Origin of the sequence: Pseudomonas sp. NFX15, assembly GCF_049132105.1 — a bacterium.
Taxonomy (GTDB): domain Bacteria; phylum Pseudomonadota; class Gammaproteobacteria; order Pseudomonadales; family Pseudomonadaceae; genus Aquipseudomonas.
In genome coordinates this window covers 1-25,524 of record NZ_JAFMPV010000046.1, presented here as the reverse complement: position 1 = coordinate 25,524, position 25,524 = coordinate 1, and the positions used below count along the sequence as shown (strand labels likewise).

Below are 25,524 nucleotides of genomic sequence, written 5' to 3'. Positions count from 1 at the left end.
ACAGACAAGGTCAGGAGCAAATCCTGCCTTCAGGAGCGATCGGCCTCCCCCAGAAACGCACTTGCTGTTGTATGACGCCTTGAGCGTAACCTTTCCCCTTGGAGTCAGGGCCAACATACAAGGAGCGGGCTTGCCCCGGGCGGTGTTTCGACGAAGGGGCCAAGTACATTCGACATTGATGTTGGCTTACAGGACGCCTTCGCTGGCAAGCCAGCTCCTACAGTGGTTTTTGGGGTTCAGGCTGGCCAATGTCGGGCGAACACCGGCGCCAGCGTCGGGTGGCGGTCGATGCGTTCCAGCCAGGCGAAAAATCCCGGCCGCGCATTGCGCAAATACTCGCGGCTACCCGCCCATCGCGAGATCACCGCCGCCAGCACATCCAGCGCCCCGGGCGTCTCGCTGCCCAGGTACAGCTCGCCCGAGAACTGGTCGGCAAACACTTCCCAGCTCCAGTGCAAGCGTCGGCGGGCGCCTTCCATGAGGTTCTGCCTGGACGACTCATCCGCTTCGGCCAGCCAGCGCTCGGGGTAATCGATGACGCCGATGGCCGCATAGCAATTGCTGACGATGTACGCCATGCCGCGAATCGCCTGGTCTCGCTCGGCCGGGTCCTTGGGCAGCAACTCCGACGCGGGAAAGCTCAGCCCGAGGTGAATCAGGATCGCCGCGCTCTCGGTCATCACGCTGCCATCGGGCAACTGCAAGGTCGGGATCTGCTTGAGCGGGTTGAGCTTCTCCAGCGCCAGGGCCGCCTCGGCGGACGCCTCGACATCGATAAAACGGTAAGCAATCTCACACAATTCAAGGGCTGCCTCGATGGCCGCTGCCCCGGAATTCTGATGACCGTAGAGTTGATACATAATCGTCTCCTTGCGCACCGCTACCCGGGCAGTGCCGCATCAAGCTATCCAGTGTAGAAGCCGCCTCCCGCCGCACAGCAGCCATCCGACGACCGCACCATCATCCCCACCTGGGGCAAGTTGCCGCGGCTATCATCGCCGTCGATCTCCACCATCACCGCAATGAAGTTCTCATAAAAAATCCGCGGCGTAACATCAGCGCCATACCCACCCATAAGCCTCCCCCGGAGCACACCATCATGAAACGCCAAACCCTTCTCAGCATCGCTTTTTCGATTTTCGCAGTGAACGCTTTCGCCGCTACCACTGCCCAACCTGGGGTCGCTGAAGGCGGCTCGGATCGTCTGATTGAAAGCCGTGTCGCCGAGGGTGGTTCCGACCGCCTGATCGAGAATCGCGTGGCCGCTGATGGCTCCGACAAACTCCTGCAAAACCGCGTTGCTGAAGGCGGTTCCGACAAACTGCTGGAAAACCGTGTCGCTGAAGGCGGTTCGGATCGCCTGATCGAAAGCCGCGCTGTCTGAATGCGTGCTACACCGCAGGACTCAATGAAAAACCCGGCATCACCCGCCGGGTTTTTTATGCGTTTTTTTCCCGCGATTACTTTCCTGCCCGCGCCATGCAGCGCTGATAACGTTCATCGACTCGTTTGGCGAACCACGCCGTGGTGAGTTTGCGGGTGATTTTCGGGCTTTGCAGCACGATCCCAGGCAGCACTTCGCGGGGCAGCCGTCGTCCTTCGGCCTGTTCGGCCAATTCGAATACCCGCCGATAAAGATCGCTGTTTTCAAACGCCAGGGTTTTGCCCTTATCCAACTGATCCCGAATGGTCGTGTTGCGCATGTCCAGTTGTTTGCCGAGGGTGCGCACGGCCAGTTCCGTGGAACCGGGCAGGATCGACCCGTAGTTCACCAGGTCGCCATCCAGCGCCAACGGGACCCCGGACGCCCGGCTCACGGCGTTCTGGAACGCGGCATTGCGGCTGGCGTACCAACCGGCGTTGAAATCGGCAAAGCGGTACAGCGGCTGCGGGTAGTTCACCGGATAGCCGAGCAGATGCGCGATGCCGAAGTACACGCCGCCGCGCCGGGTGAACACTTCATGGCGAATCGTCCCCGGTACCGGATACGGATAGCCCTTGGCGTGTTGCTCGGCAAAATCGATGCTGACCTGCATCGGCCCGCCGGTGTGCACCGGGTTGAAGCCGCCGAACAGGGTTTTGCCCATCGGGACCATGCCGATGAAGTCGTCGAAAATCGCGCTCAGTTCCTTTTCGCTGCGCGCAGCATTCAGGCGTTCGCTGTAGGTTTTGCCGTTAGGTGAATTGAGCCGCAACGCGCCGCTCACCAGCAGGCCTGGAATGTGCGCCTTGGCGGCGCGGCGGTCGATCTCGTCACGGGCGATCTTGCCCAGGCCGGGAACGCTCGGATCGACCTGAAAAGTCGACTCCTGTTCGGTCACCGCCAGCACCGAGCACAGGTTCTGCGTGGTCGGCGAGAGGTCTTGCGCGGTAAACGCCACCTGGATATCCGTGGCCCAACCCTGGGGATCGGCAGCCTTGGCCGGCAGCAAACGCACAATCTCGGCCTTCACTTCGGCCGGGCTGCGCGCCGCCGGTTCCTGAGTCCGTTGGCTGCCGCAACCGGCCAATACCAGCAATACGGCGACGCTTGTGATCAATCTGATGTGCATGTCGTTCCATCTAATCCGTTTGTCCGGGCCAACCATACGACCAATGGCAGGTCAGCGGCTACGTCCGTGGCAGTCCGACGGTTGCCGCCCTCCCCGACTGGACCATACTTGTTCCACGCAACGAGGAGGACAGGCTGATGCACCGCAGCGACGTGTTGATCATTGGCGCCGGCCCGACCGGGCTGGTCTTGGCGTTGTGGTTGAGCAAACTGGGCGTGCGCGTGCGGATCGTCGACAAGGCCGCGGCGCCCGGCACCACGTCCCGGGCGCTGGCCGTCCAGGCGCGGACGCTGGAACTGTATCGCCAGCTCGGACTCGCCGACGCCATCGTGCAAAACGGCCATCGCGTGGCGGGTGCCAATTTCTGGGTCAAGGGCGAACCCGTGGCACACCTGCCGCTGACCCAGGTCGGCGAGGGTCTGACGCCCTGCTCGTTTCTCGAGATGTTCCCGCAGGATGAACACGAACGGCTGCTGATCGAGCGCCTGCAAACGTTCGGCATCACCGTGGAGCGCAGCACCGAACTGGTCAGCTTCGAACAAACCGCAGAAGGCATCAGCGCCACGCTTCAGCTGCCCGATGGCCAGCAGGAAACCTGTCAGGCCTGTTACCTCGCCGGCTGTGACGGTGCCCGCTCGATTGTTCGCAAAATCCTCGATACCGGGTTCCCCGGCGGCACCTACCAGCAGATTTTCTACGTCGCCGACGTGCAGGGCAGCGGCCCGGCCTTCAATGGCGAACTGCATGTGGACCTCGACGAAGCAGACTTCCTCGCCGTGTTCCCGCTGGCCGGCCAAGGCCGCGCACGCTTGATCGGCACGGTGCGCGACGAGCGTGCCGAACACGCCGAGACCCTGCGTTTCGAGGACGTCAGCAGCCGGGCCATTGAGCACATGAAGGTGCAGGTCGAGCAACTGAACTGGTTTTCGACCTACCGCGTGCATCATCGGGTGGCCGATCATTTTCGCAAAGACCGGGCGTTTTTGCTTGGTGACGCTGCCCACGTGCACAGCCCGGCTGGCGGCCAAGGCATGAACACCGGGATCGGCGACGCCATCAACCTGGCCTGGAAACTGGCGGCGGTGTTGAGCGGCGGCGCCGAACCCAGGCTGCTCGACAGCTATGAAACCGAGCGCATCGCCTTCGCCCGCAAACTGGTGGCCACGACCGACCGGGTGTTCACCTTCGTCACCGCCGAAGGGCGGGTCGCCGATCTGCTGCGTACGCGCCTGGCACCGTTCGTGATTCCGAAAATGGCCGCGTTCGAAACCTCGCGCGAGTTCCTGTTTCGCACGGTGTCGCAGATCACCCTCAATTATCGGGGCATGCCGTTAAGCACGGGCGTGGCCGGGCACGTGCATGGCGGTGATCGCCTGCCCTGGGCCCATGACGGTGAAGGGGATAATTTTGAATCGCTCAGAGGCCTGACCTGGCAGGTGCATGTCTACGGCGACACCAGCGACGAGATGATCGCCTGGTGCAACGAACACCATCTACCGCTGCACGTATTCGACTGGCGCCCGGCATTCGAGACCGCGGGGCTGGGGCGCAACGGCTTTTATCTGCTGCGGCCCGATACTTATGTGGCGATTGCCGAGACGTGTTCGGACCCGAAGGTGATCGAGCGGTATTTCCGAGATCACGGGATCCGCCCGTTTTTCGACACCTGACACAACCCTTGTAGGCGCTGGCTTGCCAGCGAAGGCGTTGAGTCAGTCATATGGATGTTGTCAGTCACGACGCCTTCGCCGGCAAGCCGGCTCCTACAAGGGATGTGATGTTTGTCAGATACCGGCCAGGGCCAGGTCCATCGCAAAATAGGTGAAGATCAGGTCGGCCCCGGCGCGCTTGATCGCCCCCAGGCTTTCGCGCACCACCCGGTCTTCATCGATGGCCCCGGCCTGGGCAGCGAACTTGATCATCGCGTACTCGCCGCTCACCTGATACGCCGACAGCGGCAGGCGCGAGGCGTCACGGATGTCGCGGATGATGTCCAGGTAGGCACCGGCCGGCTTGACCATCAGCGCATCGGCACCTTCCTGCTCGTCCAGCAACGACTCGCGCACCGCTTCGCGGCGGTTCATCGGGTTCATCTGGTAGCTTTTGCGGTCGCCCTTGAGCGCACTGCCGCCCGCCTCACGGAACGGGCCATACAGCGCCGAAGCAAACTTGGTCGAATAGGCCATGATCGCGGTCTGGGTAAACCCTGCTTCATCGAGGGCCCGGCGAATCGCCTGGACTTGTCCGTCCATCGCCGCCGACGGCGCGATGACATCGGCACCGGCATGGGCTGCCGCCACGGCTTGCCGGCCGAGGTTGATCAGGGTCTGGTCATTGTCGACCTCATGGTTGTGCAGCACGCCGCAATGACCGTGGTCGGTGTACTCGCAAAAGCAAGTGTCGGACATCACGATCATGTCCGGCACCGCATCCTTGGCAATGCGCGACATGCGCGAGACCAGGCCATTCTCGCGCCAGGTGTCGCTGCCGCTGCTGTCCAGGTGATGGGACACGCCGAAGGTCATCACCGACTTGATCCCGGCGCGGGCGTAGCGCTCGATCTCGCCGGCCAGTTTCGACTCGGGGATGCGCATCACGCCGGGCATGCTCTTGATTGGCACGAAGTCGTCGATTTCTTCTTCGACGAAGATCGGCAGCACCAGGTCGTTGAGGCTGAATTCGGTCTCCTGGAACAGGCTGCGCAGGCTCGCATTGCGGCGCAGACGGCGTGGGCGTGCTTCGGGGAACTGACTGGACATGGAGATTCCTGAATTTCAAAAGACAAAATGATCGTAAACGATAACGCGCAACGCCTGAATAACCGCGCTGCATGCCCCCCTGTAGGAGCTGGCTTGCCAGCGAAAGCGGTGGGTCAGTCAACATATCTGCTGCCTGATACGACGCCTTCGCTGGCAAGCCAGCTCCTACAGGGTTGATGTAACCGGGATTAGCCTGCGACGGGGCTTGGAATCTGCAAACCGCGCACCACCGCCGGCCGTGCCAGGAAACGCTCCAGCACACGGGTGACGTTGGGGAAGTCCTGGATACCCACCAGATCGCCCGCTTCATAGAAGCCGATCAGGTTGCGCACCCACGGGAACGTGGCGATGTCGGCGATGGTGTAGCGCTCGCCCATGATCCAGTCGCGACCTTCGAGCCGGCCGTCGAGCACCTTGAGCAGGCGCTTGCTTTCTTCGACGTAGCGGTCACGGGGCCGCTTGTCCTCGTAGTCCTTGCCGGCGAATTTGTTGAAAAACCCGAGCTGGCCGAACATCGGGCCGATGCCGCCCATCTGGAACATCAGCCACTGCAGTGTTTCGTAGCGCGCTGCCGACTCCTGGGCCAGCAGTTGCCCGCTCTTGTCGGCCAGGTAAATCAGGATCGCCCCCGACTCGAACAACGCCAGCGGCTGGTCGTCAGGACCGTGCGGGTCAAGGATCGCAGGAATCTTGTTGTTGGGGTTCAACGACAGGAATTCCGGGGACATCTGGTCGTTGGTGTCGAAGCCCACCCGGTGCGGCTCATACGGCAGGCCGATTTCCTCGAGCATGATCGAGACCTTGACGCCATTGGGCGTCGGCAACGAATACAGCTGAATCCACTCCGGGTATTGGGCAGGCCATTTGCGGGTGATGGGGAATACGGACAAATCGGACATGGGCAGGATCCACGAAGACAGTGAGAGTGACGATCATAATGTAGATAGCGGCCCAGTGAGACCTGGAAGCCATCGATATCGCTGATAGAGGAGATCAACCGCGTTCACAACAGGCTTCAACGCTGCGTGCTGTACGGTATCCATAAATCCGAAACATCCTGTCGATAACCTTCGCTGCAACCCATTGGAGGTTACCGGTACATTGCTGCGCTCCTGACCGGAATCGAACCAAACGGGTTAAGGGGACTCTGAGCACCACCCCTTTGGAAACGGACCGGTTACAACGACATGGAAAACACCCGACGCTCGAACATCGTGTTGGTGTAGAGGTTTGTCAGCCTTAACCGAATTGCGCTGAAGAACCCTTTATCCATGAATCTGTTGACCATTGCCAAACGCTTCAAACATCGCGCCTACCTGGTGTTGCCCGCCCTGTTGGTGGCCAGCGCGGTGTTTCTGACGCTGGAATCCGGCCTGAGTCGCGCCCAACCGATGGATGGCACCCAGACCCTGGTGTTCCTGCGTCACGGCGAAAAACCCGCCGGTGGCCTCGGCCAGCTCAATTGCCAGGGGCTGAACCGCGCCCTCGACCTGGCGACGTTGCTACCGGAAAAATTCGGAAAGGCCAACTACGTGTTTGCAGCCAACCCGACCCGCAATGTCGAGGAAGGCGAGTTCGACAATTCCTACAGCTACATCCGCCCCCTGATGACCATCAGCCCCAGCGCCACCAAGCTGGGTTTGCCGGTGAATATCCATTTTAATGCCAATGACACCAGTGACCTGGCCGATGAACTGCTCCACGACAAGTATCACAACTCCGTCATCTATACCGCCTGGTCCCACGGCTACTTGCCGGAGCTGATCAACACGGTGGCCAGCGAGGCCAGCGGCAAGGATGCGAAGATCATCGACGATTGGGAGTCGGCAGATTATGACTCGCTGTATGTGCTGACCCTGACCTGGCACAACGGCAAGGCCAGCGTACAGAGCCAGGTGTACAAGCAGGGGCTGGACAATGGGTCGCAGGTTTGTCCGACCTGAGGCATGGGTTGCCTATGCGGGCGCCTTCGCGGGCAAGCCCGCTCCTACAGGGGATTTGTAGAGTTGCACTAATGTAGGAGCCAGCTTGCTCGCGAAGAGGCCGGCACTGTCGCCCTCACCCGCGCTGGCTGCCCCGCTCCCGCAGATACTCGAGCACAGCCCCCCGCTCTCCGGCAAACTCGATCCGTGCGCCTTTCTTCTCCCGCTGAAACGCGTACATCGGGTCGTAATACTCGCGCAACAAGCCCTCGATCCAGTGCCGGTGCAGATCCACCACACCACTGCGACCTTGCTCCGCCAGGGCTTCCTCCATCAACACCAGCATGCGCCGATGACGTTCGCCACCGAGGCGTTTCTGCACGTTGTTCAGGCTTTCCAGCAAGCGCTCGGAAAACAGCGCAAAGCCCTCTTCGCCGTGCACGTCGATGAACTCGGCGCACAGGTCTACCACGTAATCGCGCAGGATCCGCTCGACGCGCCCCTCGAGGCTGTCTTCCAGCCAGACCATCGCAAACTGCTGCATGCCCTGGTACAGCGGCAACGGCAAGGCACAACTGCCCACTGCGCGGCTTTCATCTTCCAGCACGAACTGCTCGATGCCCCGGGCGCGTTTTTTCAGCACGTCCACGGCCAGGCGGTTTTCGAAGTCGATGTTCGAAGGTTGGCCCGTGGCGCGTTTGCCGAAACTGGAACCACGGTGGTTGGCATGCCCTTCCAGGTCCACGCCGTTGTTGAGTTGCGCGAGCACCTCGGTCTTGCCGGTACCGGTCATGCCGCCCAACAGGACGAAATCGCACTGGCCAACCGCTTGATCGAGGGTATCGAGCAGGAATGTGCGCATGGCCTTGTAGCCACCGCCGACCCGTGGGTAGTCGATGCCGGCCTCGTCCTTGAGCCATTGCTGGACGATCTGCGAGCGCAGGCCGCCGCGAAAACAATACAAATAACCCTCGGGATGCGCCAGGGCAAAATCGGCCCAGGCCTGGATCCGTTCAGCCTTGACCGCGCCCGACACCAGTTGATGCCCGAGCACGATGGCCGCTTGCTGGCCGTGTTGCTTGTAGCAAGTGCCGACCCGCTGGCGTTCGTGGTCATTCATCAACGGCAGGTTGACCACGCCGGGAAACGCACCCTTGGTGAATTCGATCGGCGCACGGGCATCCATCATCGGCCGGTCGTTGAGGAAGATGTCGCGGTAATCGGTGCAGTCGACAGGCATCAAGACACCTCGACTGCATTGCTCTGTCGCTCGACCAGTTCACCGATCGGCTGCAGATCCAGGCCCAGCTCAGTGGCCACTGCAAGGAATTGCTCGTTGCCTTCAGGCGTCACGGCAATCAGCAGGCCGCCGCTGGTCTGCGGGTCGCAGAGCACGCGCTTGTGCAGTTCCTGCAGGCGCCCGAGTTTGCTGGCGTAGCTGTCGAAATTGCGCAGGGTCCCGCCCGGTACGCAACCTTGCTCGAGGTAATACTCGACGCCCGGCAAGCGCGGTACGCGGTCGTATTCGATACGCGCGGTGAGCTGGCTACCATCGGCCATTTCCACCAAATGCCCGAGCAGGCCGAAACCGGTGACGTCGGTCATCGCGGTCACGCCGTCGAGTTTGCCGAAACGGCTGCCGGGCTTGTTCAAGGTGCACATCCAGTCCCGGGCCAGGCCGATGTCGGCAGTGCGCAATTTGCCCTTTTTCTCGGCGGTGGTGAGGATGCCGATGCCCAAGGGTTTGGTGAGATAGAGCAGGCAACCGGCGGTGGCGGTGTCGTTGCGCTTCATATGGCGCTTTTCCACCAGGCCGGTGACGGCCAGGCCGAAAATCGGCTCTGGCGCGTCGATGGAGTGCCCACCGGCCAGCGGGATGCCCGCCTCGTCGCACACCGAGCGCCCACCGCGGATCACTTCGCGGGCGACTTCCGGGGCCAGGACGTTCACTGGCCAGCCCAGAATCGCAATCGCCATCAACGGATCGCCGCCCATGGCGTAGATGTCGCTGATGGCATTGGTGGCGGCAATTCGGCCGAAATCGAAGGGATCGTCGACGATCGGCATGAAAAAATCGGTGGTCGAGACCACCCCGCGTTCTTCATCGATGGCGTACACCGCCGCGTCGTCGCGCGAGGCATTGCCGACCCAGAGTTTCGGGTCGAGGTTCTGCGCCCCGCTGCCGGCCAGGATCACTTCCAGCACCTGGGGGGATATCTTGCAACCGCATCCAGCGCCATGGCTGTATTGCGTCAGGCGAATCGGCTCGCTCATGGAGTGCACCTCTTGAGGACAATTCCGAGGATTCTACAGCAAGCCAGAGGCGGGTTATGGCAGCAATATGACTTTGTCGCCACTGCCCTGATTCACTTCGGCATAACGCGCCAGGCCTTCGGACAATGGCGATTCGAACAACCCCTGCGGTAATGGCAGTAAATCCTCGTCGAAGAATTTGCCGAACTGCTCGAGCATCGCCGCACACGCCTGTACCCCGTACAGCAGCGAGTTGATCCCCACTACCGAGCCACCCTTGCGGTACAACGCCAGGGCCGGTAATTGCACGTGACCGTCCACGGGGGCCGCGATGATCGCGATGCGACCGAACGCCGCCAGGGCGGCTACCGAGGCCGGCAGCCAGAAACCGGTGGTGTCGAAAATCACGTCGGCACCACCGGCATACACGGCGTTGACCTGAGCCCCGAGGTCTTCGGGTTTATCCAGCTGAAGGGTCTGATAGCCCTGATCCTGCAAGTCCTTGACCTGCTCCGGGCGCCGCGCCGCCGCAATCACCTTGGCGCCGCGCACCTTGGCCAGGGCCAGTGCGGCACTGCCGACCGCCCCGCCACCGATGACCAGCAAGCGGGTGTCAGCCGTCACCAGGCTACGTTCCAATGCATCCCACGCCGTGGTGTAAGGCACGCCGAGGCTGGCGGCTTGGGCGAAGCTCAGGTGGGTGGGTTTGAGTGCCACGCCATTGGCCGGCAACTTGACGAATTGCGCGTGGGAGCCGTCGGCAAAGAAACCCAGTTCCTTGCCCGTGCCCCAGACTTCCTGACCGATCAGTGCTTGCGGACCGGCTACGACCACGCCGGCAAAATCGCGCCCGGGAATACGCGGCAAGGTGGTATAGGGAAAACGTCCCAGCACGTTTTTCACATCGCTGGGGTTGAGGCCGGCGGCCTTGATCTCGACCAAGATTTCATTGGCAGCGGGCACAGGCGTCGGCACGTCAACGTAGCGCAGGCCCGCGAGATCACCGGTTTTATCGAATTGCAGCGCTTTCATGGGCGTATCCACCAAATCAGAAAAGGGTTCAGGACATCCAGCCAGCCACCAGCTCGCGGCCCATCGGCCAGAGCTTTTCCCCGGCGAGCATGCCAAGCAGACCCACCAGCGCAATGGCGGGTGAGCGGGGGAACGAAAATCCAGGGCGCCGTAGAGCAGACCGACACCCAGGCCGATGGCCAGTGAAATGAGGTAGTTCATGGCAGACTCCGGGGGCAATTGAGGGATGCACCGAGTCTAGAGGGCGATACCGGTGAGCATCGGTCAACTGCTTCTGAATTTCGGCCAAAGCTTTACGCCGGGGGCTCAGCCTTGGCGTCGCGCCGAAGAGAATTGCGAAGGCGCCACACCCAGTTCACGACGGAACATATCGCTGAAGCTGCTCGGAGAATAGCCCAGCTCCCGAGCAATCGTGCTGACCGCTACGCCCTGGATCAGCTCGGCCACCGCCGTCGCCAATTGCACCTGCCGTCGCCACTCGGCAAAGCCCATGCCCAGGCTGTCCTTGAACAGCCGCGCGAGGGTGCGCACGCTGGCCCCGGCGTTTTCAGCATGTTGCTCGAAGGGGATCTCCAGCGAGGGCGCCGACATGACTGCCTGGCACAGGTTCATCAAGCGCCGGTCGGAATCATCCGGCAGCGGGATTTTCAACAGCGAACGCCTGGCCCGCTTGAGTTCCAGCAACGCCAGGCCCACCAGCGCATCGTAGTACTCCGGCGCTCCGTCGTTGCCCTGCTCCACCAGGCCGACAATCAACTCGCGTAACAACCCGCCGACCTCGATGACCTGCACGCTGTCATCGAGGGTCACGGCCAGGGACGGGCGCAGGTAGATATTGCGCATTTGCAGTTCCGACACCACGCGAATCCCGTGGGGTACGCCGGGCGGCAACCACACCGCCCGTTGCGGCGGCACCACCAGCGCTTCGTGCGGTGTCTCGACCCACATCACCCCGCTCATGGCATACAGTAACTGGCCCCAGACGTGCTCATGCGGCTCGATGTACAACCCGCGCGGGTAGGTGCGCGCCAGCGGTTGCACGGGCACATCGATGTCACTCAGGTCAGGTGGTGCGGCGAGGGCCATGGTCAATGTTCATTGGGGTCGGGGAAGGTTCCATGGTAACGAGGCACCACGTTTGTCGCCAGCGGCCACCACCGTCCGACAATCCGAGTGAATTTTCCGCTGGGGGCGCGATCCTTTTATGTACAACAGGGAGGAGCCGGGGCTTTATGAACAGTGCAAAACTATTTGTCATCGACTACACCCTCCATGGTGTTCCCAAGTCGTTCATTATCCGTCTGGAAAAAATGGACAACGCGGAAGCCTGGCATTGGGCGAGCTGTGACGCGGGGGTGGGACGAATTCCTCGTTTTGGCCGCGAGAAAGTACAGAAGACCAGCAAACCGATGGCGGAAAAATTCGGCGTGGAAAACGTCAAGTGGCGTCCGGCGAACTGACGCCTGCCGCTTCAACAGGGGGAAAGGAATGATCGCGACACCCGTCAGCAGTCCTGCGTACCTGGAGTACGGGCTGGACACGCTGTTCGGCCGCATCACCAAGCGCGCCGAATGCCGGATCGGCCTGGAACAGGTCGAAAATGACGCTTTTTGCTTTGCCATTCGCGTCCCGTCGCCCCTTTCGGATGACCTGGAGCAGGCCAAGACCCTGGTGTTGCGCGTCGAAGGACGGCGCTTGCAAGGCACCGTCCGCCACAGCGAACGACTCGAGGACGACAGCCTCAGGCTGGAAGTGGAGCCGGACTAGGCTCCACTGTTACTGCTTTTAGTGGGCACACTTGCAGCCTTTGGAAGTGCATTCCTCGCCGTGCTCGTGATGCTTGGCACAGGCTTCACAGCAATAGTGCTTGCCGTGGCGCACGATCGGGTGTTCGCCGAGTTTGCAGGTACATTTCGGACAATCGCAGGTTCGCTCGGTCATGGGGCTGACTCCTTGAGGGGTGGTCGTCAGGGGCCTGAATGGCGGCCCGTGATACCAGTGTAGGAGTTGAGTCGGAAGGTGCATGGAACTCCGATCAACCGGGTTCGCAGCCCGCTGATTTTTGTAGGAGCCGGCCTGCCAGCGAAAGCGGCGTGTCAGGCGATATCAATGTTTGATGTGCCGTCGTCTTCGCTGGCAAGCCCGCTCCTACAGGTTTTCTCGCTTTTTTCAGATACGGAACTGCCCGACCAGTGTGCCCAGGCGCTGACCGAGGTCCGCCAGGCTGCGCGATGTTTGCGCGCCGAGTTGGGTTTCGTCAGCCACGCTGTCCACCGCCACGGCGATCTGATGCACGCTGCGGTTGATCTCTTCGGCCACGGCGGTCTGCTCTTCGGCGGCGCTGGCGATCTGCGCGTTCATTGAATTGATGGTGGCGATCAACTGCGCCATGGCGTCCAGCGAAGCCCCCGCCTCGTTGGCCTGCGCCGAGGTGCCATCGCCGGCCTCGCTGGAGCGACGCATCGCTTCGACTGCCGACTGGGTACCGGCCTGCAATCGGTCGATCATGCCCTGGATTTCCTGGGTGCTGATCTGCGTGCGGCTGGCCAGCGCCCGCACTTCATCGGCCACCACCGCAAAGCCGCGCCCAGCCTCCCCGGCACGGGCCGCTTCGATAGCCGCGTTGAGCGCCAGCAGGTTGGTCTGGTCGGCAATCGAGCGAATCACCCCGAGTACGCTGACAATCGACGAAACGTCCTGTTGCAGGCTGTCGAGCGACACGCCGCTGCTGCGAATGTCGTCCACCAGCGCATGGATCTTCTTGATGCTGCCGGCCACCACACGCTTGGCCGCCTGGCCTTCTTCGTCAGTCTGCTGGGCCGCCACCGCAGCGTTTTGTGCGCTCTTGGCCACTTCTTGGGCGGCCGCCGACATTTCGTTGATCGCCGTGGCCACCTGATCGGTTTCATGGCGCTGGCGCTCCATGGCCTTGTCCGAGCGCTGCGCCTGATCCGACACCTGGCTCACCAGCCCGGTCAGTTGCGAAGTCATTTCGGTGATCTGCCGTACCAGGCCATGGATCTTGTCGACGAAGCGATTGAACGAGCCGGCCAGTTCACCGAGTTCATCCTGGCTGGTGATGCTCAGGCGGCGGGTCAAGTCGCCTTCGCCCGCCGCGATGTCGTCGAGGTTGGCTTTCATCAAATGCAACGGACGCAAAATGGCATTGGCCAGCAACAGCCCGACCGCGGCAATCACCAACAGCACCACGACCGCCACGCCGACGATGCTCAGCACCATGCCGCGCATGCGCTCCTGGACCTTGGCTTCAACCACCGCCACCTGGGCTTCGATGCCGTCGAGGTTGACCGAGGTGCCCACTGCCATGTCCCACTTGGGCAGGTATTCGGTGTAGCCGAGCTTAGGCACCAGTACCTGGGCGTTACCCGGGAGCGGCGAGCTGTATTGCAGGTAGTGCGTGCCATCTTTTGCCACTTTCACCAGATCGCGGTTGACGTAGACGCCGTTTGGATCGCGGTTGTCCTTGAAGCTCTTGCCCACGCCTTCGGGGTCGTTAGCCTTGAACAGGCGCACGGTGTTGGAGTCGTAGCCGAAGAAGTAGCCTTCCTTGCCATAGGTGATGCTCGACAGCAGCTTGATCACCTGGGCCCGCGCCGCCTCATCGCCGGGGGCGGCCGCGTCGTAGAGCGGCTTGATCGTGGTCATCGCCACGGCCACGTAGCTTTGCAGGGTGGCCTTGGCATCGCCCAGCAAACGCTCGCGGGTCTGCTCGACTTCCTTGCGTGCCTGGTCTTGAAGAATCAACAGCGTGGTCAGGCTGATGACCAGCGCAAACAACAGGACCGGGAGGACTGCAAGGGACAGGACTTTAGCCTTGAGGCTCATGCGCATGACGTTCACTCTTTTGATTTTGTTGGCGTGGGTAAAGACTTTAACGGCACGCCAATGCAAAAGTTGAACGACACCCTCTGTAGGAGCTGGCTTGCCAGCGAAAGCGTCCCGTGAGCCAACATCTCTGTTGAATGGGCCGGCCTCTTCGCTGGCAAGCCAGCGCCTACAAGGATGGCGGGTGTAGGCAGATGTTGTGTCCCACCCAACACCTGTAGGAGCTGGCTTGCCAGCGAAAGCGTCCCGTGAGCCAACTTCTCTGTTGAATGGGCCGGCCTCTTCGCTGGCTAGCCAGCGCCTACAGGGGATTGAGGGTTACAGCACCATCGCGGCGATCCAGCCGAACACCAGCAATGGCAGGTTGTAATGCAGGAAGGTCGGGACCACCGTGTCCCAGATGTGATGATGTTGGCCGTCGATGTTCAGGCCGGAGGTCGGGCCGAGGGTCGAGTCCGAGGCCGGGGAGCCGGCGTCGCCCAGTGCGCCGGCGGTGCCAACGATGCACACGATCGCCAACGGGCTGAAGCCCAGTTGCACGCACAACGGCACGAAAATCGCCGCCAGGATCGGAACGGTGGAGAACGACGAGCCAATGCCCATGGTTACCAACAGGCCGACCAGCAACATCAACAAGGCGCCGACACCCTTACTGTGATTGATGTACGACGCCGACGACTCGACCAGCGTCTGCACCTCGCCGGTGGCCTTCATCACTTCGGCGAACCCTGAGGCTGCGATCATGATGAAACCAATCATCGCCATCATCTTCATGCCTTCAGTGAACAGGTCGTCGGTGTCGCGCCACCTGACGATGCCCGATACCGAGAAAATCAGGAAGCCGACCAGCGCACCGATAATCATCGAGTCCAGCAACAGCTGAACGATGAAGGCCGCCGCGATGGCGACACCGGCCACCATCAGGCTCAGCGGGTTGTATTGCACCGCCACTTGTTCGACTTGCTCGATCTTCGCCAGGTCGTACACGCGCTTCTTGCGGTAGCTGACAAAGGCGATCAACAGGCCGACCACCATGCCCAATGCCGGGATGCCCATGGCGTGGGTGACGTTGATGCCGCTGATGTCCACACCGCTGCGGGCGACATTGGCCAACAAAATCTCATTGAGGAAGATGTTGCCGAAGCCTACCGGCAGGAACATGTAGGGCGTGATCAAGCCAAAGGTCATGACACAGGCGATCAGCCGACGGTCCAGTTGCAGCTTGGTCAGCACATACAGCAGCGGCGGCACCAGCAACGGAATGAAGGCAATATGGATCGGCAGGATGTTCTGCGAGGCGATGGCCACCACCCACAGCAACCCGATCAGCAGCCACTTGACCTGCCCGCCCCCGGTGGCGTGCTGGCGGTCGACCATCGCCAGCGCCTTGTCGGCGAGCGCATGGGCCATGCCGGATTTGGCAATCGCCACGGCGAATGCGCCGAGCAAGGCGTAGGACAACGCTACCGTCGCCCCGCCACCGAGGCCGCTGTTGAAAGCCTTGAGCGTCGCCTCGATGCCCAGGCCACCGGCCAGGCCACCGACCAACGCACCGACGATCAGGGCGATCACCACATGCACGCGGGACAGGCTGAGCACCAGCATGATGCCGACCGCGGCAATTACTGCATTCATTGTCATACCTCTGGGCAAGCGAAAAGAGTCCTTCCGGCAGTCTGCGAGAGCCGCCAGCGGATAAAAGGAATGGGTCTTATTAGAGGGCGCGCACTTTGCCGCAGAGCGGGCGCGGTGTCAAAGACGAACACGATCCCGTGTAGGAGCTGGCTTGCCGGCCCCTACGTTGATCTGCACTCGCCGCAAAAACCACTAACACCTCGGACTCTGTAGGAGCTGGCTTGCCAGCGAAGGCGTCGTGTCAGTCGATATCAATGTTGCTGCCCCACCGCTTTCGCTGGCAAGCCAGCGCCTACAGGGGGGATTCGAAATTTACCGGGCCGCGTAAAGAAAGCCGGATCGCGGCCGTTACAGTGCAAAGTCTCAGATATTTATCGAATAAGGACGTCTCCATGTCGCTCAGACAACTTTCCATTCAATGGAAAATCACCCTGCTGACCGGGCTGTGCCTGGCGGGCATCGTGACCCTGCTGGTGGGTCTTTCGCTGTACCGCATGGAGCACAGCTCCGCGCTTGTGAAAGCCTCGAGCATGGAGATGCTGACCGAATCGGCCCAGGCACGGATCGAGTCCCAGGGCGAGAACCAGGCGCTGGGCATTCGCCAGCAGTTCATGGACGCCTATCAGTACGGCCATGGTTTTTCGCGCCAGGTGCTGTTTTTGCGTGACCAGGCCGAGAAGCGCTTTCTCGATGCCTTCGACCTGCGCGAAGACCTGACCCGCCAGGTCAAGTCGGCCCTGCAAGCCAATCCGGAACTGCTCGGCCTGTCGCTGGTGTTCGAACCCAACGGGCTGGACGGCAAGGACGAACTGTTCGCCAATCAGGCAGAACTGGGCAGTAACGACAAAGGCCGTTTCGCCCTGTATTGGTCGCAGCCCACGCCAGGCAAAGTAACGTCCATGGCCCTGCCGGAAAAAGACATCGCCGACACCCGCACCGGCCCCAGCGGTGAAGCGGCCAACGCCTGGTTCACCTGCCCGCGCGCCACGCTCAAGCCGTGCGTGATCGAACCCTATTTCTATCAAATCGACGGCCAGAACGTGCTGATGACCAGCATCGTCTTCCCGCTGATGGTCAACGGCAAAGTCATCGCCTCGCTGTCGGTGGACATCAACCTCAACAGTCTGCAAGCGGTGAGCCTGGGGGCGAGCAAGAAACTCTACGACGGCCAGACCAGCATCAGCATCGTCAGCCCGGCCGGTTTGCTCGCCGGCTACAGCCCGGACGCCAGCAAGCTCAGCCAGCGCCTGGACGCCGTTGACAAGGCCAGCGGTGGTGAATTGCTGCGCATGCTCGCCAGCATCAACAAAACCACCAGCCTGCACAGCAACCAACAGCTCAAAGTGCTGGCGCCCTTCCAGCCGATTCCCGGCGGCAAGTCCTGGGGCGTGTTGCTCGACGTGCCGGAAAAAGTCCTGGTCGGCCCGGCCGAAGCGCTGAAAAAGCAACTGGATGACAGCAACACCGCCGGTACGCTGGTCGAACTTGGCCTGGGCGTGCTCGCCGCGCTGCTGGGCCTGATACTGGTGTGGCTGATGGCGCGCAGCGTGACCAAACCGATCCTCGGCGTGGCGCACATGCTCGAAGACATTGCCAGCGGCGAAGGCGACCTGACCCGCCGCCTGGCCTACGACAAGAAAGATGAACTGGGCCAGCTGGCCGGCTGGTTCAACCGTTTCCTCGACAAGCTGCAACCGATCATTGCCGAAGTGAAACGCTCGGTGCAGGACGCTCGCAGCACCGCGGACCAATCGTCCGCCATCGCCGCCCAGACCAGCGCCGGCATGGAGCAGCAATATCGCCAGGTGGACCAGGTCGCCACTGCCTCCCACGAAATGAGCGCCACCGCCCAGGATGTGGCTCGCAGCGCTGCGCAAGCGGCCCATGCCGCACGGGATGCGGATCAGGCGACCCGTCAGGGGTTGACCGTGATTGATCGCACCACCACCAGCATCGACAACCTCGCCGCCGACATGAGCGCCGCCATGGTCCAGGTCGAAGGCCTGGCCGCCAACAGCGAGAAGATCGGCACGGTACTGGAAGTGATCCGCGCGATTGCCGAGCAGACCAACCTGCTGGCCCTCAACGCGGCCATCGAAGCGGCCCGCGCCGGTGAAGCCGGGCGCGGTTTTGCCGTGGTCGCTGACGAAGTGCGCAACCTGGCGCGGCGTACCCAGGAGTCCGTCGAAGAAACCCGCCTGGTGATCGAACAACTGCAAAGTGGCACCCAGGATGTGGTCGGCTCGATGAACAACAGCCATCGCCAGGCCCAGGGCAGTGTCGAACAGGTAGGCCAGGCCGTGACGGCGCTGCGCCAGATCGGCGATGCGGTGACCGTAATCAACGACATGAACATGCAGATCGCCAGCGCGGCCGAGGAACAAAGCGCAGTAGCCGAGGAGATCAACAACAACGTGGCGACCATCCGCGACGTGACCGAGTCGCTGTCGGGCCAGGCCAATGAATCGGCGCGAGTCAGCCAGTCGCTCAACAGCCTGGCAAACCAGCAGCAGAGCCTGATGGACCAATTCCGCGTCTAACCCCGCACCCGTCCCCCTTTGTAGGAGCGAGCCTGCTCGCGAAGGTGTGTCAGCCGACACCAAGGTAGCTGACCCACTATCGCGAGCAGGCTCGCTCCTACCGTTGTCGTGCCGTTCAATGAAAGGGTGGCGAGTGGATATCTGGCGCAAGGTGATTATGCTTCTAGGAACCTTGCAGCCTTTTGTGGCGTCAACCTCAATGCAAGCCGCGTCATCCGAGGACTTCAGCCCCTGGGCCTGGGTACGGTAAGCGTCAGTGGGAACTCCGGCCTACAACAAGAGAAGACGGAGAATACTCATGGTAGCCATCTACAGCGCATCCACCGGCAATGTGCCCCACCACGGCATCACCCGGGAGGAGCGTAAGGTCATTTTCGCCTCGTCCCTGGGCACCGTATTCGAATGGTATGACTTCTACCTGTACGGTTCCCTCGCGGCGATCATTGCCAAGCACTTCTTCGCCGGTGTCAACGAGACGACCTCGTTTATCTTCGCCCTGCTCGCCTTTGCCGCCGGCTTCGCGGTGCGACCGTTCGGCGCCATTGTGTTCGGCCGGTTGGGCGACATGATCGGGCGCAAGCACACGTTCCTGATCACCATCGTGATCATGGGGGTCTCCACTGCGGTGGTAGGCCTGTTGCCCGGTTATGCGAGCATCGGCGTGGCGGCGCCGGTGATCCTGATCACCCTGCGACTGCTGCAAGGCCTGGCCCTGGGTGGCGAGTACGGCGGCGCGGCAACCTATGTCGCCGAACATGCACCCAAGGGCAAACGCGGTTTCTTTACCTCATGGATTCAGACCACCGCCACCCTCGGCCTGTTCCTGTCGCTGCTGGTGATCCTCGCCTGCCGCACCGCCCTGGGTACCGAAGCCTTCGAGGCATGGGGCTGGCGGATTCCGTTCCTGCTGTCGATCCTGCTGCTGATTGTCTCGGTGTACATCCGCCTGCAACTGAGCGAGTCACCGGTGTTCATGAAAATGAAGGCTGAAGGCAAGGCGTCCAAGGCGCCGCTGACCGAATCCTTCGCCCGCTGGGACAACCTGAAAATCGTGATCATGGCCTTGCTCGGCGGCACGGCCGGCCAGGCGGTGGTCTGGTATACCGGGCAATTCTATGCGCTGTTTTTCCTGCTGCAGACGTTGAAGATCGACCCGCAAACCGCCAACTTGCTGATTGCCGGTTCCCTGTTGATCGGCACGCCGTTCTTCGTGATTTTCGGCAGCCTGTCCGACCGCATCGGGCGCAAGGGCATCATCATGGCCGGCTGCATTCTGGCGGCCCTGACCTATTTCCCGATATTCCATGCGCTGACCCAGTACGGTAACCCCGACGTGTTCATTGCGCAGGAGAAGAACCCGGTCACGGTGATCGCCAACCCCGACCAGTGCTCGTTCCAGTTCGACCCGGTGGGCAAGGCAAAATTCACCAGTTCCTGCGACCTGGCGAAGACCGTGCTGGCGAAACGGGCGATCCCCTATGAAAACGTGAAGGCCGAACCGGGCACCGTGGCACAGGTGCGCATTGGCGACAAAGTGGTGCAGAGCTTCGAAGGCACGCGCGTGCCGGCCGCCGATTTCAAGACCCAGAATGATGCCTTCACCGCCACCCTGGCCACGGCCCTCAAGGACGCCGGTTACCCCGAGAAAGCCGACCCGGCCAAGACCCACTACCCGATGGTGCTGTTGCTGCTGACGATCCTGGTGATCTACGTGACCATGGTCTACGGACCGATCGCCGCCTGGCTGGTGGAGTTGTTCCCGGCGCGCATTCGCTACACCTCGATGTCGCTGCCCTATCACATCGGCAACGGCTGGTTCGGTGGTTTCCTGCCAACGGTGGCGTTTGCCATGGTCGCCGCCACCGGGGATATCTATTACGGGTTGTGGTACCCGATTGTGATTGCGGTGATGACGGCGGTGCTGGGTATTTTTTTCATGCCTGAGACCAAGGACCGGGAGATCACCTGAACCTGAAACACCCACATCCCCTGCGGGAGCGGGCTTGCCCGCTCCCGCAGGTTTCCCGGTAGGGCCTCAGGTGTGTCTGGGCAACTCGATGACCACCTTCAGCCCGCCCCACTCGCTGTCGAGCAACGACAATTGGCCGCCCCAGCTATCGACGATGTCACGCACGATGCCCAGCCCCAGGCCATGCCCATGGGTTTGCTCGTCCAGCCGCGTCCCCCGACTGAACACCTGATCACGGCGCGCTTCAGGGATGCCCGGGCCGTCATCCTCCACGCTGAGTTCGAAGCCGCCGGCCGTTTCGACCACGTTCACCCGAACCTCGGCATCCGCCCACTTGCAGGCGTTGTCCAGCAGGTTGCCCAGCAATTCCAGCAAGTCTTCACGATCCCACGGCAGTTGCAGGCCGGCCTGTGCGTGGTAGCTCAAGTCCAGGTGTTCGCCATGGATCATGTTCAGCGTGGCGAGCAGCCCGGGCAGTTCGGCGTCGCAATCGAACCGCGCACCCGGCAACGCATCGCCAGACAACCGCGCACGGTTGAGTTCGCGATTGAGCCGCTGCTCGACTTGTTGCAGTTGCTCCTTGAGGGTCTTGCGCAGTTGCGGGTGCGCCGCCAGCTGTTCGCTGCAAGCCAGGCTCAACAGCACCGCCAACGGGGTTTTCAAGGCATGGCCGAGGTTGCCCAGGGCATTGCGCGAGCGCTTGAGGCTGTCCTCGGTGTGGGCCAGCAAATGGTTGATCTGCGTCACCAGCGGTTCCAATTCCGCCGGCACCTGATCATCGAGATGCGAGCGCTGACCCTGTTGCAACTGCGCGATCTGCTCACGGGCCTGTTCCAGCGGGCGCAAGGCGCGGCGCACGGTGATCCGTTGCAACAGCAGGATCAACAGCACCCCGGCCAACCCCAGTCCCAGGCCGAGTTGCTGGATGCGCCGGAAGCTTTCGCGTATCGGCGTGTAATCCTCGGCGACGCTGATGGAAATCGGCAGCCCCAGCCGTCGATAGTCCGTACGCAACATCAGCAGTTGTTGCCCTTCCGGCCCCAGTTGCAGGTTGCCATGCAGGCCGGGCTGATCGAGTGCTGGCAATTCCTGATCCCACAACGAACGGGAACGCCAATGGCTGTCGGCAAAATCGATGCGAAAGTAATGGCCGGAAAAGGGCCGCTGATAGGCCGGTGACAGGCGCCGCTCATCCAGTTGCAAGCCCTGCGGCCCACGCACCAGGGCCGCCAGCAGGTTTTCGCTGTCGTTGCGCAAACCGGCTTCGAGGTAACGTTGCAAACCCATTTCGAACAGCCACAGGCTGGTTTGCGCCAGCACCAGGCCGACCACCACCATCACGCTGATCAGGCCCAGGCTCAAGCGGCGCTGGATCGATCTCACCGGGTTTGCCCGCCGAACAGATAACCCTGGCCGCGCCGGGTTTCGATCACCGTTTTGCCGAGTTTGCGCCGCAAGTGGTTGACGTGGACTTCCAGCACGTTGGAATCGCGCTCGGTTTCGCCATCGTAGAGGTGTTCGGCGAGGTGGCTTTTGGAGAGGATCTGCTCGGGGTGCAGCATGAAATAACGCAACAGGCGAAATTCCGCCGCGGTCAGTTGAATGTCCGCGCCGTCGCGGACCACGCACTGGCGACCTTCGTCCAGATGCAACCCTGCGGCCTGCAGCGTCGGCTGATTGGCCTGGCCGTGGGAGCGGCGCAGCAACGCCTGGATGCGCAAAAACAGTTCTTCAGGGTGGAACGGCTTGGTCAGGTAATCGTCGGCGCCGGCCTTGAGCCCTTCGATGCGCTCGGCCCAGGAGTCGCGCGCCGTCAGGATCAGCACCGGCGTGGCCAGCCCCGCCGCCCGCCATTGCGCCAACACTTCAAGCCCCGGCACGCCCGGCAAACCGAGGTCGAGGACGATCAGGTCATAAGGTTCGGTGCTGCCCTGATGCGCCGCGTCGCGACCGTCGGCCAGCCAATCCACCGCATAGCCCTGGCGGTTGAGGCCGGCCAGCAGTTCGTCGGCCAAGGGCACGTGGTCTTCGACCAGAAGCAAACGCATGGATCAGTCTTCCTTGTCTTTTATTAAACGGCCAGTGGTGGCATCGATGTCCAGCTCGCGGACCACGCCTTCGGGGGTCAGCAACTCGACTTCATAAATGTAGACGTCGTGTTTTTCTTCGAGCTCGGCTTCCAGCAATTTTGCGCCGGGGTGGCGATCCATCGCCTGCTGCAGAAGTTGCTCGAGCGGCAGGATCACGCCTTGCTGGCGCAGGCGCAGGGCTTCGTCCTGGTCCAGGTCACGCGCCATCGCCACCGAACAGAAGGCCAGAAGTAGCAGCGCCATCCGGCTGCCGGTGCATCGATTGAGTAAAAACACCTTCATTACCAATCCTGATGATCCTTGAGGACCTGCCCACTGACAGCGTCTAATTCCACATCCCAGCCAATGCCCTGCGGGTCGCGCAGCTCAACCTTGTACAGGTACTGAGGCGATTTTGTCATTGCATTGCGTGTTGCGTATGGTCGCCACCTTAACCGGACGAACTTAATTGAAACTGAATGGCCATCATCGCCCCCCCCACATCCCCGTAGGAGCTGGCTTGCCAGCGAAAGCGGTGTGTCAGTCAACACTGATGCTGGTAGGTACACCGCTTTCGCTGGCAAGCCAGCGCCTACAGGGGTGGGTATAATCTTTTCGCTTGCCAGACATCGAGACCGGTATGACCGCCATCCACATCAAGTTCCCTTCCCTGACCCTCAAGGCCGGTCCGCGTGCTTTTGCGCGCATCCGTGAAAACGGCCTCGACGCCGCCGACGTGGGCACGCTGCCCGGCGCGGCGGGTGGCCCGAAAGCACTGGGGATTCAAGGTCTGGACCTGGCGCTGTTCGGCGAGTGGCTGCCGGCGGCACCGCGGGAACGCTCGCTGATTGGTGCCTCGGTGGGTTCCTGGCGCTTCGCCAGCGCCTGCCTGCCGGACGCTGCCGAGGGCATCCGGCGTCTCGGGCAGTTGTACACCGAACAGCACTTCGCCAAGGGCGTGACCATGGCGCAGATCAGCCAGCGTTCACAGCGCATGCTCAACGACCTGCTCGACGGACGCGATGCCTCGATCCTCAGCAACAGCGACTACCGTCTCAACATCATGGTGGTCAAAAGCCACGGCTTGCTGGCCGACGATCATCGCGGTCGTTTGGGGCTGGGCCTGTCCTCGGTGATCGCCGACAACCTGCGCGGCCGGGCGCGGCTGGCCCGGCACTTCGAACGCCTGATCCTCCACGACCCGCGCCTGGCGCCACCGGTGAATGCCTTGAATGACTTTCCGTCACGCTTCGTGGCCCTCAATGCTGGCAATTTACGCCAGGCCTTGCTGGCATCCGGCTCGATCCCGATGGTGATGGAAGGCGTGCGCGACCTGCCGGGCGCCGGTGCCGGGACGTATCGCGACGGCGGTCTGCTCGATTACCACTTGGACCTGCCCTACAGCGGCAATGACATTGTGCTTTACCCGCACTTCACTGACCGGGTGATTCCCGGCTGGTTCGATAAGACCCTGCCGTGGCGCCGCGCCTGCCCGACTCGCCTGCAAAACGTGCTGTTGCTGGCCCCGTCGAAGGAATACCTGGCGCGCCTGCCCTACGGCAAACTGCCGGACCGCAACGACTTCAAGCGCTTCATGGGCGACGCCCCGAGCCGGCAGAAATACTGGCGAACCACCATGGACGAAAGCCGCCGCCTGGGCGACGAGTTCCTCGAACTGGCCGCCAACGGTCGCCTCGGCGAACGCTTGCTGACCCTTTAGTCAGGACAAACTGGTAAACTCGCCGCCTGCCCGAATCGCTGCGGCGAACGCCACCTGAACAGAGCTGAAAACACTGTGGAAATCTTCAAGGAATTTACTTTCGAATCCGCCCACCGCCTGCCCCACGTGCCGGAGGGCCACAAGTGCGGCCGCCTGCACGGTCACTCGTTCAAAGTGGCCCTCCACCTGAGCGGCGACCTCGACCCGCACACCGGCTGGATCCGCGACTTCTCGGAAATCAAGGCAATCTTCAAGCCGCTGTACGAGCGCCTGGACCACAACTACCTGAACGACATTCCTGGCCTGGAAAACCCGACCAGCGAAGTGTTGGCCAAGTTTATCTGGCAAGAGATGAAGCCCCTGTTGCCGGAACTCAGCGCGATTCGTATCCACGAGACGTGCACCAGCGGTTGCATCTATCGCGGCGAGTAAGCCAGCGATCACCCATGTAGGAGCGAGCCTGCTCGCGAAGGCGGCGGGTCAGACGACAGGTACAGTGACTGACACTCCCTCTTCGCGAGCAGGCTCGCTCCTACAAGGGACGTGCGTTTTGTCAGGGAAATAGAAAACAGCCTTCATCGGCTGTTTTTTTATGCCTATGCTTTTTGCCTCTTCCCCCGCCAAGAGGACAAGCCCATGACTGACTGGCCACTGGATCAGGTCTTCGACGTCAACGGACACCCGGTGCGCTACGCCATACGTGGCGACGGCCCGCCGCTGGTGTTCGTGCACGGCACGCCGTTTTCTTCTTACGTGTGGCACCGGATCGCGCCGTACTTCACAGCGACCCACCGTGTGCACTACTTCGATCTGCTGGGCTAAGGGCAATCGGCGCAACCGGATGCGGACGTCTCTCTAGGGCGCGAGGCCGGGGGCCTGTACCCGACGATTCGCTGCCCGGTGCAGATTCTCTGGGGTGAAGACGACCCGTGGATTCCCATCGAGCGCGGGCGGGCCTTGCAGCACCTGATTCCCGGCGCGCAGTTTCATCCGATAGCCAATGCCGGTCATCGGGTGCAGGAAGATGCGCCCGAAGCGGTCATCGACGCGTTGATGCGATTTCTACCCCTGCACCAAACTTGCCGCTGAAATCATTTCCATTGTAGGAGCTGGCTTGAAGTGGTCCAGTTTTTTTAGACCATTCTGTAGGAGTATTACGCCGCTAGCTTTTCAAAGATGGCTGGCGGCAGGTTGTTCGAGGCGGTGTGACAGCGTCTGTGGTTGTAA

The 25,524-nt window shown here is 61.8% G+C and carries 24 protein-coding genes and 5 pseudogenes; 11 read left to right on the top strand and 18 right to left on the bottom strand.

Going from position 1 to position 25,524, the window contains the following annotated elements:
- Positions 1-236 precede the first annotated feature (236 nt).
- A complete protein-coding gene (locus J1D76_RS27440; protein ID WP_421141479.1) occupies positions 237-860 on the bottom strand; it encodes a glutathione S-transferase N-terminal domain-containing protein in 624 nt (207 codons plus the stop codon).
- Between the two features lie 239 nt (positions 861-1,099).
- Here J1D76_RS27440 and J1D76_RS27435 point away from each other — a divergent pair, with 239 nt between their 5' ends.
- Positions 1,100-1,384: a hypothetical protein gene (locus J1D76_RS27435; RefSeq protein ID WP_421141478.1), complete on the top strand. Its 285-nt coding sequence runs from the start codon at positions 1,100-1,102 to the stop codon at positions 1,382-1,384.
- A gap of 76 nt (positions 1,385-1,460) precedes the next feature.
- Here the strand turns inward: J1D76_RS27435 and J1D76_RS27430 are convergent, their stop codons facing one another.
- Positions 1,461-2,552, bottom strand: coding sequence for a DUF1615 domain-containing protein (locus J1D76_RS27430; protein WP_421141477.1), 1,092 nt, complete (start codon positions 2,550-2,552; stop codon positions 1,461-1,463).
- Positions 2,553-2,689: 137 nt separating this feature from the next.
- Here J1D76_RS27430 and J1D76_RS27425 point away from each other — a divergent pair, with 137 nt between their 5' ends.
- A complete protein-coding gene (locus tag J1D76_RS27425; protein WP_421141476.1) occupies positions 2,690-4,222 on the top strand; it encodes an FAD-dependent oxidoreductase in 1,533 nt (510 codons plus the stop codon).
- Positions 4,223-4,336: 114 nt separating this feature from the next.
- On the opposite strand, the gene hemB is transcribed toward J1D76_RS27425, so the two are convergent.
- Both hemB and J1D76_RS27415 read right to left on the bottom strand, forming a co-directional pair.
- Positions 4,337-5,311 carry a porphobilinogen synthase gene (hemB, locus tag J1D76_RS27420; protein ID WP_421141475.1) on the bottom strand — a complete coding sequence of 325 codons (975 nt, stop codon included), beginning with the start codon at positions 5,309-5,311 and terminating at the stop codon, positions 4,337-4,339.
- A 188-nt stretch (positions 5,312-5,499) separates the two neighbouring features.
- Positions 5,500-6,210: a glutathione S-transferase family protein gene (locus J1D76_RS27415; protein ID WP_421141474.1), complete on the bottom strand. Its 711-nt coding sequence runs from the start codon at positions 6,208-6,210 to the stop codon at positions 5,500-5,502.
- A 372-nt stretch (positions 6,211-6,582) separates the two neighbouring features.
- Between J1D76_RS27415 and J1D76_RS27410 the strand changes: the two genes are divergently transcribed.
- A complete protein-coding gene (locus J1D76_RS27410) occupies positions 6,583-7,254 on the top strand; it encodes a histidine phosphatase family protein (protein ID WP_421141472.1) in 672 nt (223 codons plus the stop codon).
- Between the two features lie 115 nt (positions 7,255-7,369).
- On the opposite strand, the gene mnmH is transcribed toward J1D76_RS27410, so the two are convergent.
- The 6 genes and pseudogenes from mnmH to J1D76_RS27380 form a co-directional block, all read right to left on the bottom strand.
- A complete protein-coding gene (gene mnmH, locus J1D76_RS27405) occupies positions 7,370-8,473 on the bottom strand; it encodes a tRNA 2-selenouridine(34) synthase MnmH (protein ID WP_421141471.1) in 1,104 nt (367 codons plus the stop codon).
- Positions 8,473-9,507 (bottom strand): selenide, water dikinase SelD, encoded by a 1,035-nt coding sequence (selD, locus tag J1D76_RS27400; protein ID WP_421141470.1) that lies wholly within the window; start codon positions 9,505-9,507, stop codon positions 8,473-8,475. The genes mnmH and selD overlap by 1 nt, the downstream gene beginning before the upstream one ends.
- Positions 9,508-9,561: 54 nt before the next feature.
- Positions 9,562-10,518 (bottom strand): quinone oxidoreductase family protein, encoded by a 957-nt coding sequence (locus tag J1D76_RS27395; RefSeq protein ID WP_421141483.1) that lies wholly within the window; start codon positions 10,516-10,518, stop codon positions 9,562-9,564.
- 28 nt (positions 10,519-10,546) lie between these two features.
- The gene (locus J1D76_RS27390; RefSeq protein ID WP_421141482.1) at positions 10,547-10,609 is read right to left on the bottom strand and encodes a hypothetical protein; all 63 of its coding nucleotides are present in this window, start codon (positions 10,607-10,609) and stop codon (positions 10,547-10,549) included.
- A 62-nt stretch (positions 10,610-10,671) separates the two neighbouring features.
- Positions 10,672-10,719: pseudogene (locus J1D76_RS27385) on the bottom strand (hypothetical protein); the annotation flags it as partial.
- A gap of 105 nt (positions 10,720-10,824) precedes the next feature.
- Positions 10,825-11,604, bottom strand: a complete 780-nt coding sequence (locus tag J1D76_RS27380; protein ID WP_421141469.1) for an AraC family transcriptional regulator — start codon at positions 11,602-11,604, stop codon at positions 10,825-10,827.
- Between the two features lie 146 nt (positions 11,605-11,750).
- Between J1D76_RS27380 and J1D76_RS27375 the strand changes: the two genes are divergently transcribed.
- Complete coding sequence (locus J1D76_RS27375; protein WP_421141468.1) at positions 11,751-11,978, top strand: DUF6555 family protein; 228 nt, start codon at positions 11,751-11,753, stop codon at positions 11,976-11,978.
- Positions 11,979-12,006: 28 nt separating this feature from the next.
- A complete protein-coding gene (locus J1D76_RS27370) occupies positions 12,007-12,285 on the top strand; it encodes a hypothetical protein (protein ID WP_421141467.1) in 279 nt (92 codons plus the stop codon).
- An 18-nt stretch (positions 12,286-12,303) separates the two neighbouring features.
- Here J1D76_RS27370 and J1D76_RS27365 read toward each other — a convergent pair whose 3' ends face one another.
- From J1D76_RS27365 to J1D76_RS27350, 4 genes and pseudogenes are all read right to left on the bottom strand, one after another.
- Positions 12,304-12,459 (bottom strand): metallothionein, encoded by a 156-nt coding sequence (locus tag J1D76_RS27365; RefSeq protein ID WP_421141466.1) that lies wholly within the window; start codon positions 12,457-12,459, stop codon positions 12,304-12,306.
- 228 nt (positions 12,460-12,687) lie between these two features.
- Positions 12,688-13,443: a methyl-accepting chemotaxis protein gene (locus J1D76_RS27360; protein WP_421141481.1), complete on the bottom strand. Its 756-nt coding sequence runs from the start codon at positions 13,441-13,443 to the stop codon at positions 12,688-12,690.
- Between the two features lie 102 nt (positions 13,444-13,545).
- A pseudogene (locus J1D76_RS27355) lies at positions 13,546-14,364 on the bottom strand (cache domain-containing protein); the annotation flags it as partial.
- Positions 14,365-14,682: 318 nt separating this feature from the next.
- Positions 14,683-15,999 (bottom strand): Na+/H+ antiporter family protein, encoded by a 1,317-nt coding sequence (locus J1D76_RS27350; RefSeq protein ID WP_421141465.1) that lies wholly within the window; start codon positions 15,997-15,999, stop codon positions 14,683-14,685.
- A gap of 254 nt (positions 16,000-16,253) precedes the next feature.
- On the opposite strand from J1D76_RS27350, the pseudogene J1D76_RS27345 reads away from it, so the two are divergent.
- From J1D76_RS27345 to J1D76_RS27335, 3 genes and pseudogenes are all read left to right on the top strand, one after another.
- Positions 16,254-17,681: pseudogene (locus J1D76_RS27345) on the top strand (HAMP domain-containing protein); the annotation flags it as partial.
- A gap of 102 nt (positions 17,682-17,783) precedes the next feature.
- Positions 17,784-18,539, top strand: a complete 756-nt coding sequence (locus tag J1D76_RS27340; protein WP_421141480.1) for a methyl-accepting chemotaxis protein — start codon at positions 17,784-17,786, stop codon at positions 18,537-18,539.
- Between the two features lie 298 nt (positions 18,540-18,837).
- A complete protein-coding gene (locus tag J1D76_RS27335) occupies positions 18,838-20,508 on the top strand; it encodes an MFS transporter (RefSeq protein WP_421141464.1) in 1,671 nt (556 codons plus the stop codon).
- A 66-nt stretch (positions 20,509-20,574) separates the two neighbouring features.
- Here J1D76_RS27335 and J1D76_RS27330 read toward each other — a convergent pair whose 3' ends face one another.
- The 4 genes and pseudogenes from J1D76_RS27330 to J1D76_RS27315 form a co-directional block, all read right to left on the bottom strand.
- Entirely contained in the window at positions 20,575-21,891 is a 1,317-nt protein-coding gene (locus J1D76_RS27330; protein ID WP_421141463.1) for a sensor histidine kinase, read from the bottom strand.
- Entirely contained in the window at positions 21,888-22,556 is a 669-nt protein-coding gene (locus J1D76_RS27325; RefSeq protein WP_421141462.1) for a response regulator transcription factor, read from the bottom strand. The genes J1D76_RS27330 and J1D76_RS27325 overlap by 4 nt, the downstream gene beginning before the upstream one ends.
- A gap of 3 nt (positions 22,557-22,559) precedes the next feature.
- Positions 22,560-22,880, bottom strand: coding sequence for a PepSY domain-containing protein (locus J1D76_RS27320; RefSeq protein WP_421141461.1), 321 nt, complete (start codon positions 22,878-22,880; stop codon positions 22,560-22,562).
- Positions 22,880-22,984, bottom strand: a pseudogene (locus J1D76_RS27315) (PepSY domain-containing protein); the annotation flags it as partial. The pseudogene J1D76_RS27315 and the gene J1D76_RS27320, both read right to left, overlap by 1 nt.
- Positions 22,985-23,217: 233 nt before the next feature.
- On the opposite strand from J1D76_RS27315, the gene J1D76_RS27310 reads away from it, so the two are divergent.
- The 3 genes and pseudogenes from J1D76_RS27310 (at position 23,218) to J1D76_RS27300 (ending at position 25,386) form a co-directional block, all read left to right on the top strand.
- Entirely contained in the window at positions 23,218-24,297 is a 1,080-nt protein-coding gene (locus tag J1D76_RS27310) for a patatin-like phospholipase family protein (RefSeq protein ID WP_421141460.1), read from the top strand.
- Positions 24,298-24,372: 75 nt separating this feature from the next.
- Positions 24,373-24,729, top strand: a complete 357-nt coding sequence (gene queD / locus J1D76_RS27305) for a 6-carboxytetrahydropterin synthase QueD (protein ID WP_421141459.1) — start codon at positions 24,373-24,375, stop codon at positions 24,727-24,729.
- A 204-nt stretch (positions 24,730-24,933) separates the two neighbouring features.
- Positions 24,934-25,386: pseudogene (locus J1D76_RS27300) on the top strand (alpha/beta fold hydrolase).
- The last annotated feature ends 138 nt before the right edge of the window (positions 25,387-25,524 follow it).

What these genes read in the sequence shown, in the direction of transcription:
- J1D76_RS27395 (WP_421141483.1), bottom strand. Translation starts at nt 10,518, where the DNA reads ATGAAAGCGCTGCAATTCGATAAAACCGGTGATCTCGCGGGCCTGCGC.
- J1D76_RS27410 (WP_421141472.1), top strand. Translation starts at nt 6,583, where the DNA reads ATGAATCTGTTGACCATTGCCAAACGCTTCAAACATCGCGCCTACCTG.
- J1D76_RS27365 (WP_421141466.1), bottom strand. Translation starts at nt 12,459, where the DNA reads ATGACCGAGCGAACCTGCGATTGTCCGAAATGTACCTGCAAACTCGGC.
- J1D76_RS27335 (WP_421141464.1), top strand. Translation starts at nt 18,838, where the DNA reads ATGGTAGCCATCTACAGCGCATCCACCGGCAATGTGCCCCACCACGGC.
- J1D76_RS27340 (WP_421141480.1), top strand. Translation starts at nt 17,784, where the DNA reads ATGGAGCAGCAATATCGCCAGGTGGACCAGGTCGCCACTGCCTCCCAC.
- J1D76_RS27435 (WP_421141478.1), top strand. Translation starts at nt 1,100, where the DNA reads ATGAAACGCCAAACCCTTCTCAGCATCGCTTTTTCGATTTTCGCAGTG.
- J1D76_RS27440 (WP_421141479.1), bottom strand. Translation starts at nt 860, where the DNA reads ATGTATCAACTCTACGGTCATCAGAATTCCGGGGCAGCGGCCATCGAG.
- J1D76_RS27320 (WP_421141461.1), bottom strand. Translation starts at nt 22,880, where the DNA reads ATGAAGGTGTTTTTACTCAATCGATGCACCGGCAGCCGGATGGCGCTG.
- J1D76_RS27430 (WP_421141477.1), bottom strand. Translation starts at nt 2,552, where the DNA reads ATGCACATCAGATTGATCACAAGCGTCGCCGTATTGCTGGTATTGGCC.
- J1D76_RS27380 (WP_421141469.1), bottom strand. Translation starts at nt 11,604, where the DNA reads ATGGCCCTCGCCGCACCACCTGACCTGAGTGACATCGATGTGCCCGTG.
- selD (WP_421141470.1), bottom strand. Translation starts at nt 9,507, where the DNA reads ATGAGCGAGCCGATTCGCCTGACGCAATACAGCCATGGCGCTGGATGC.
- J1D76_RS27425 (WP_421141476.1), top strand. Translation starts at nt 2,690, where the DNA reads ATGCACCGCAGCGACGTGTTGATCATTGGCGCCGGCCCGACCGGGCTG.
- hemB (WP_421141475.1), bottom strand. Translation starts at nt 5,311, where the DNA reads ATGTCCAGTCAGTTCCCCGAAGCACGCCCACGCCGTCTGCGCCGCAAT.
- J1D76_RS27325 (WP_421141462.1), bottom strand. Translation starts at nt 22,556, where the DNA reads ATGCGTTTGCTTCTGGTCGAAGACCACGTGCCCTTGGCCGACGAACTG.
- J1D76_RS27360 (WP_421141481.1), bottom strand. Translation starts at nt 13,443, where the DNA reads ATGGAGCGCCAGCGCCATGAAACCGATCAGGTGGCCACGGCGATCAAC.
- J1D76_RS27310 (WP_421141460.1), top strand. Translation starts at nt 23,218, where the DNA reads ATGACCGCCATCCACATCAAGTTCCCTTCCCTGACCCTCAAGGCCGGT.
- J1D76_RS27370 (WP_421141467.1), top strand. Translation starts at nt 12,007, where the DNA reads ATGATCGCGACACCCGTCAGCAGTCCTGCGTACCTGGAGTACGGGCTG.
- J1D76_RS27350 (WP_421141465.1), bottom strand. Translation starts at nt 15,999, where the DNA reads ATGAATGCAGTAATTGCCGCGGTCGGCATCATGCTGGTGCTCAGCCTG.
- J1D76_RS27375 (WP_421141468.1), top strand. Translation starts at nt 11,751, where the DNA reads ATGAACAGTGCAAAACTATTTGTCATCGACTACACCCTCCATGGTGTT.
- mnmH (WP_421141471.1), bottom strand. Translation starts at nt 8,473, where the DNA reads ATGCCTGTCGACTGCACCGATTACCGCGACATCTTCCTCAACGACCGG.
- J1D76_RS27415 (WP_421141474.1), bottom strand. Translation starts at nt 6,210, where the DNA reads ATGTCCGATTTGTCCGTATTCCCCATCACCCGCAAATGGCCTGCCCAA.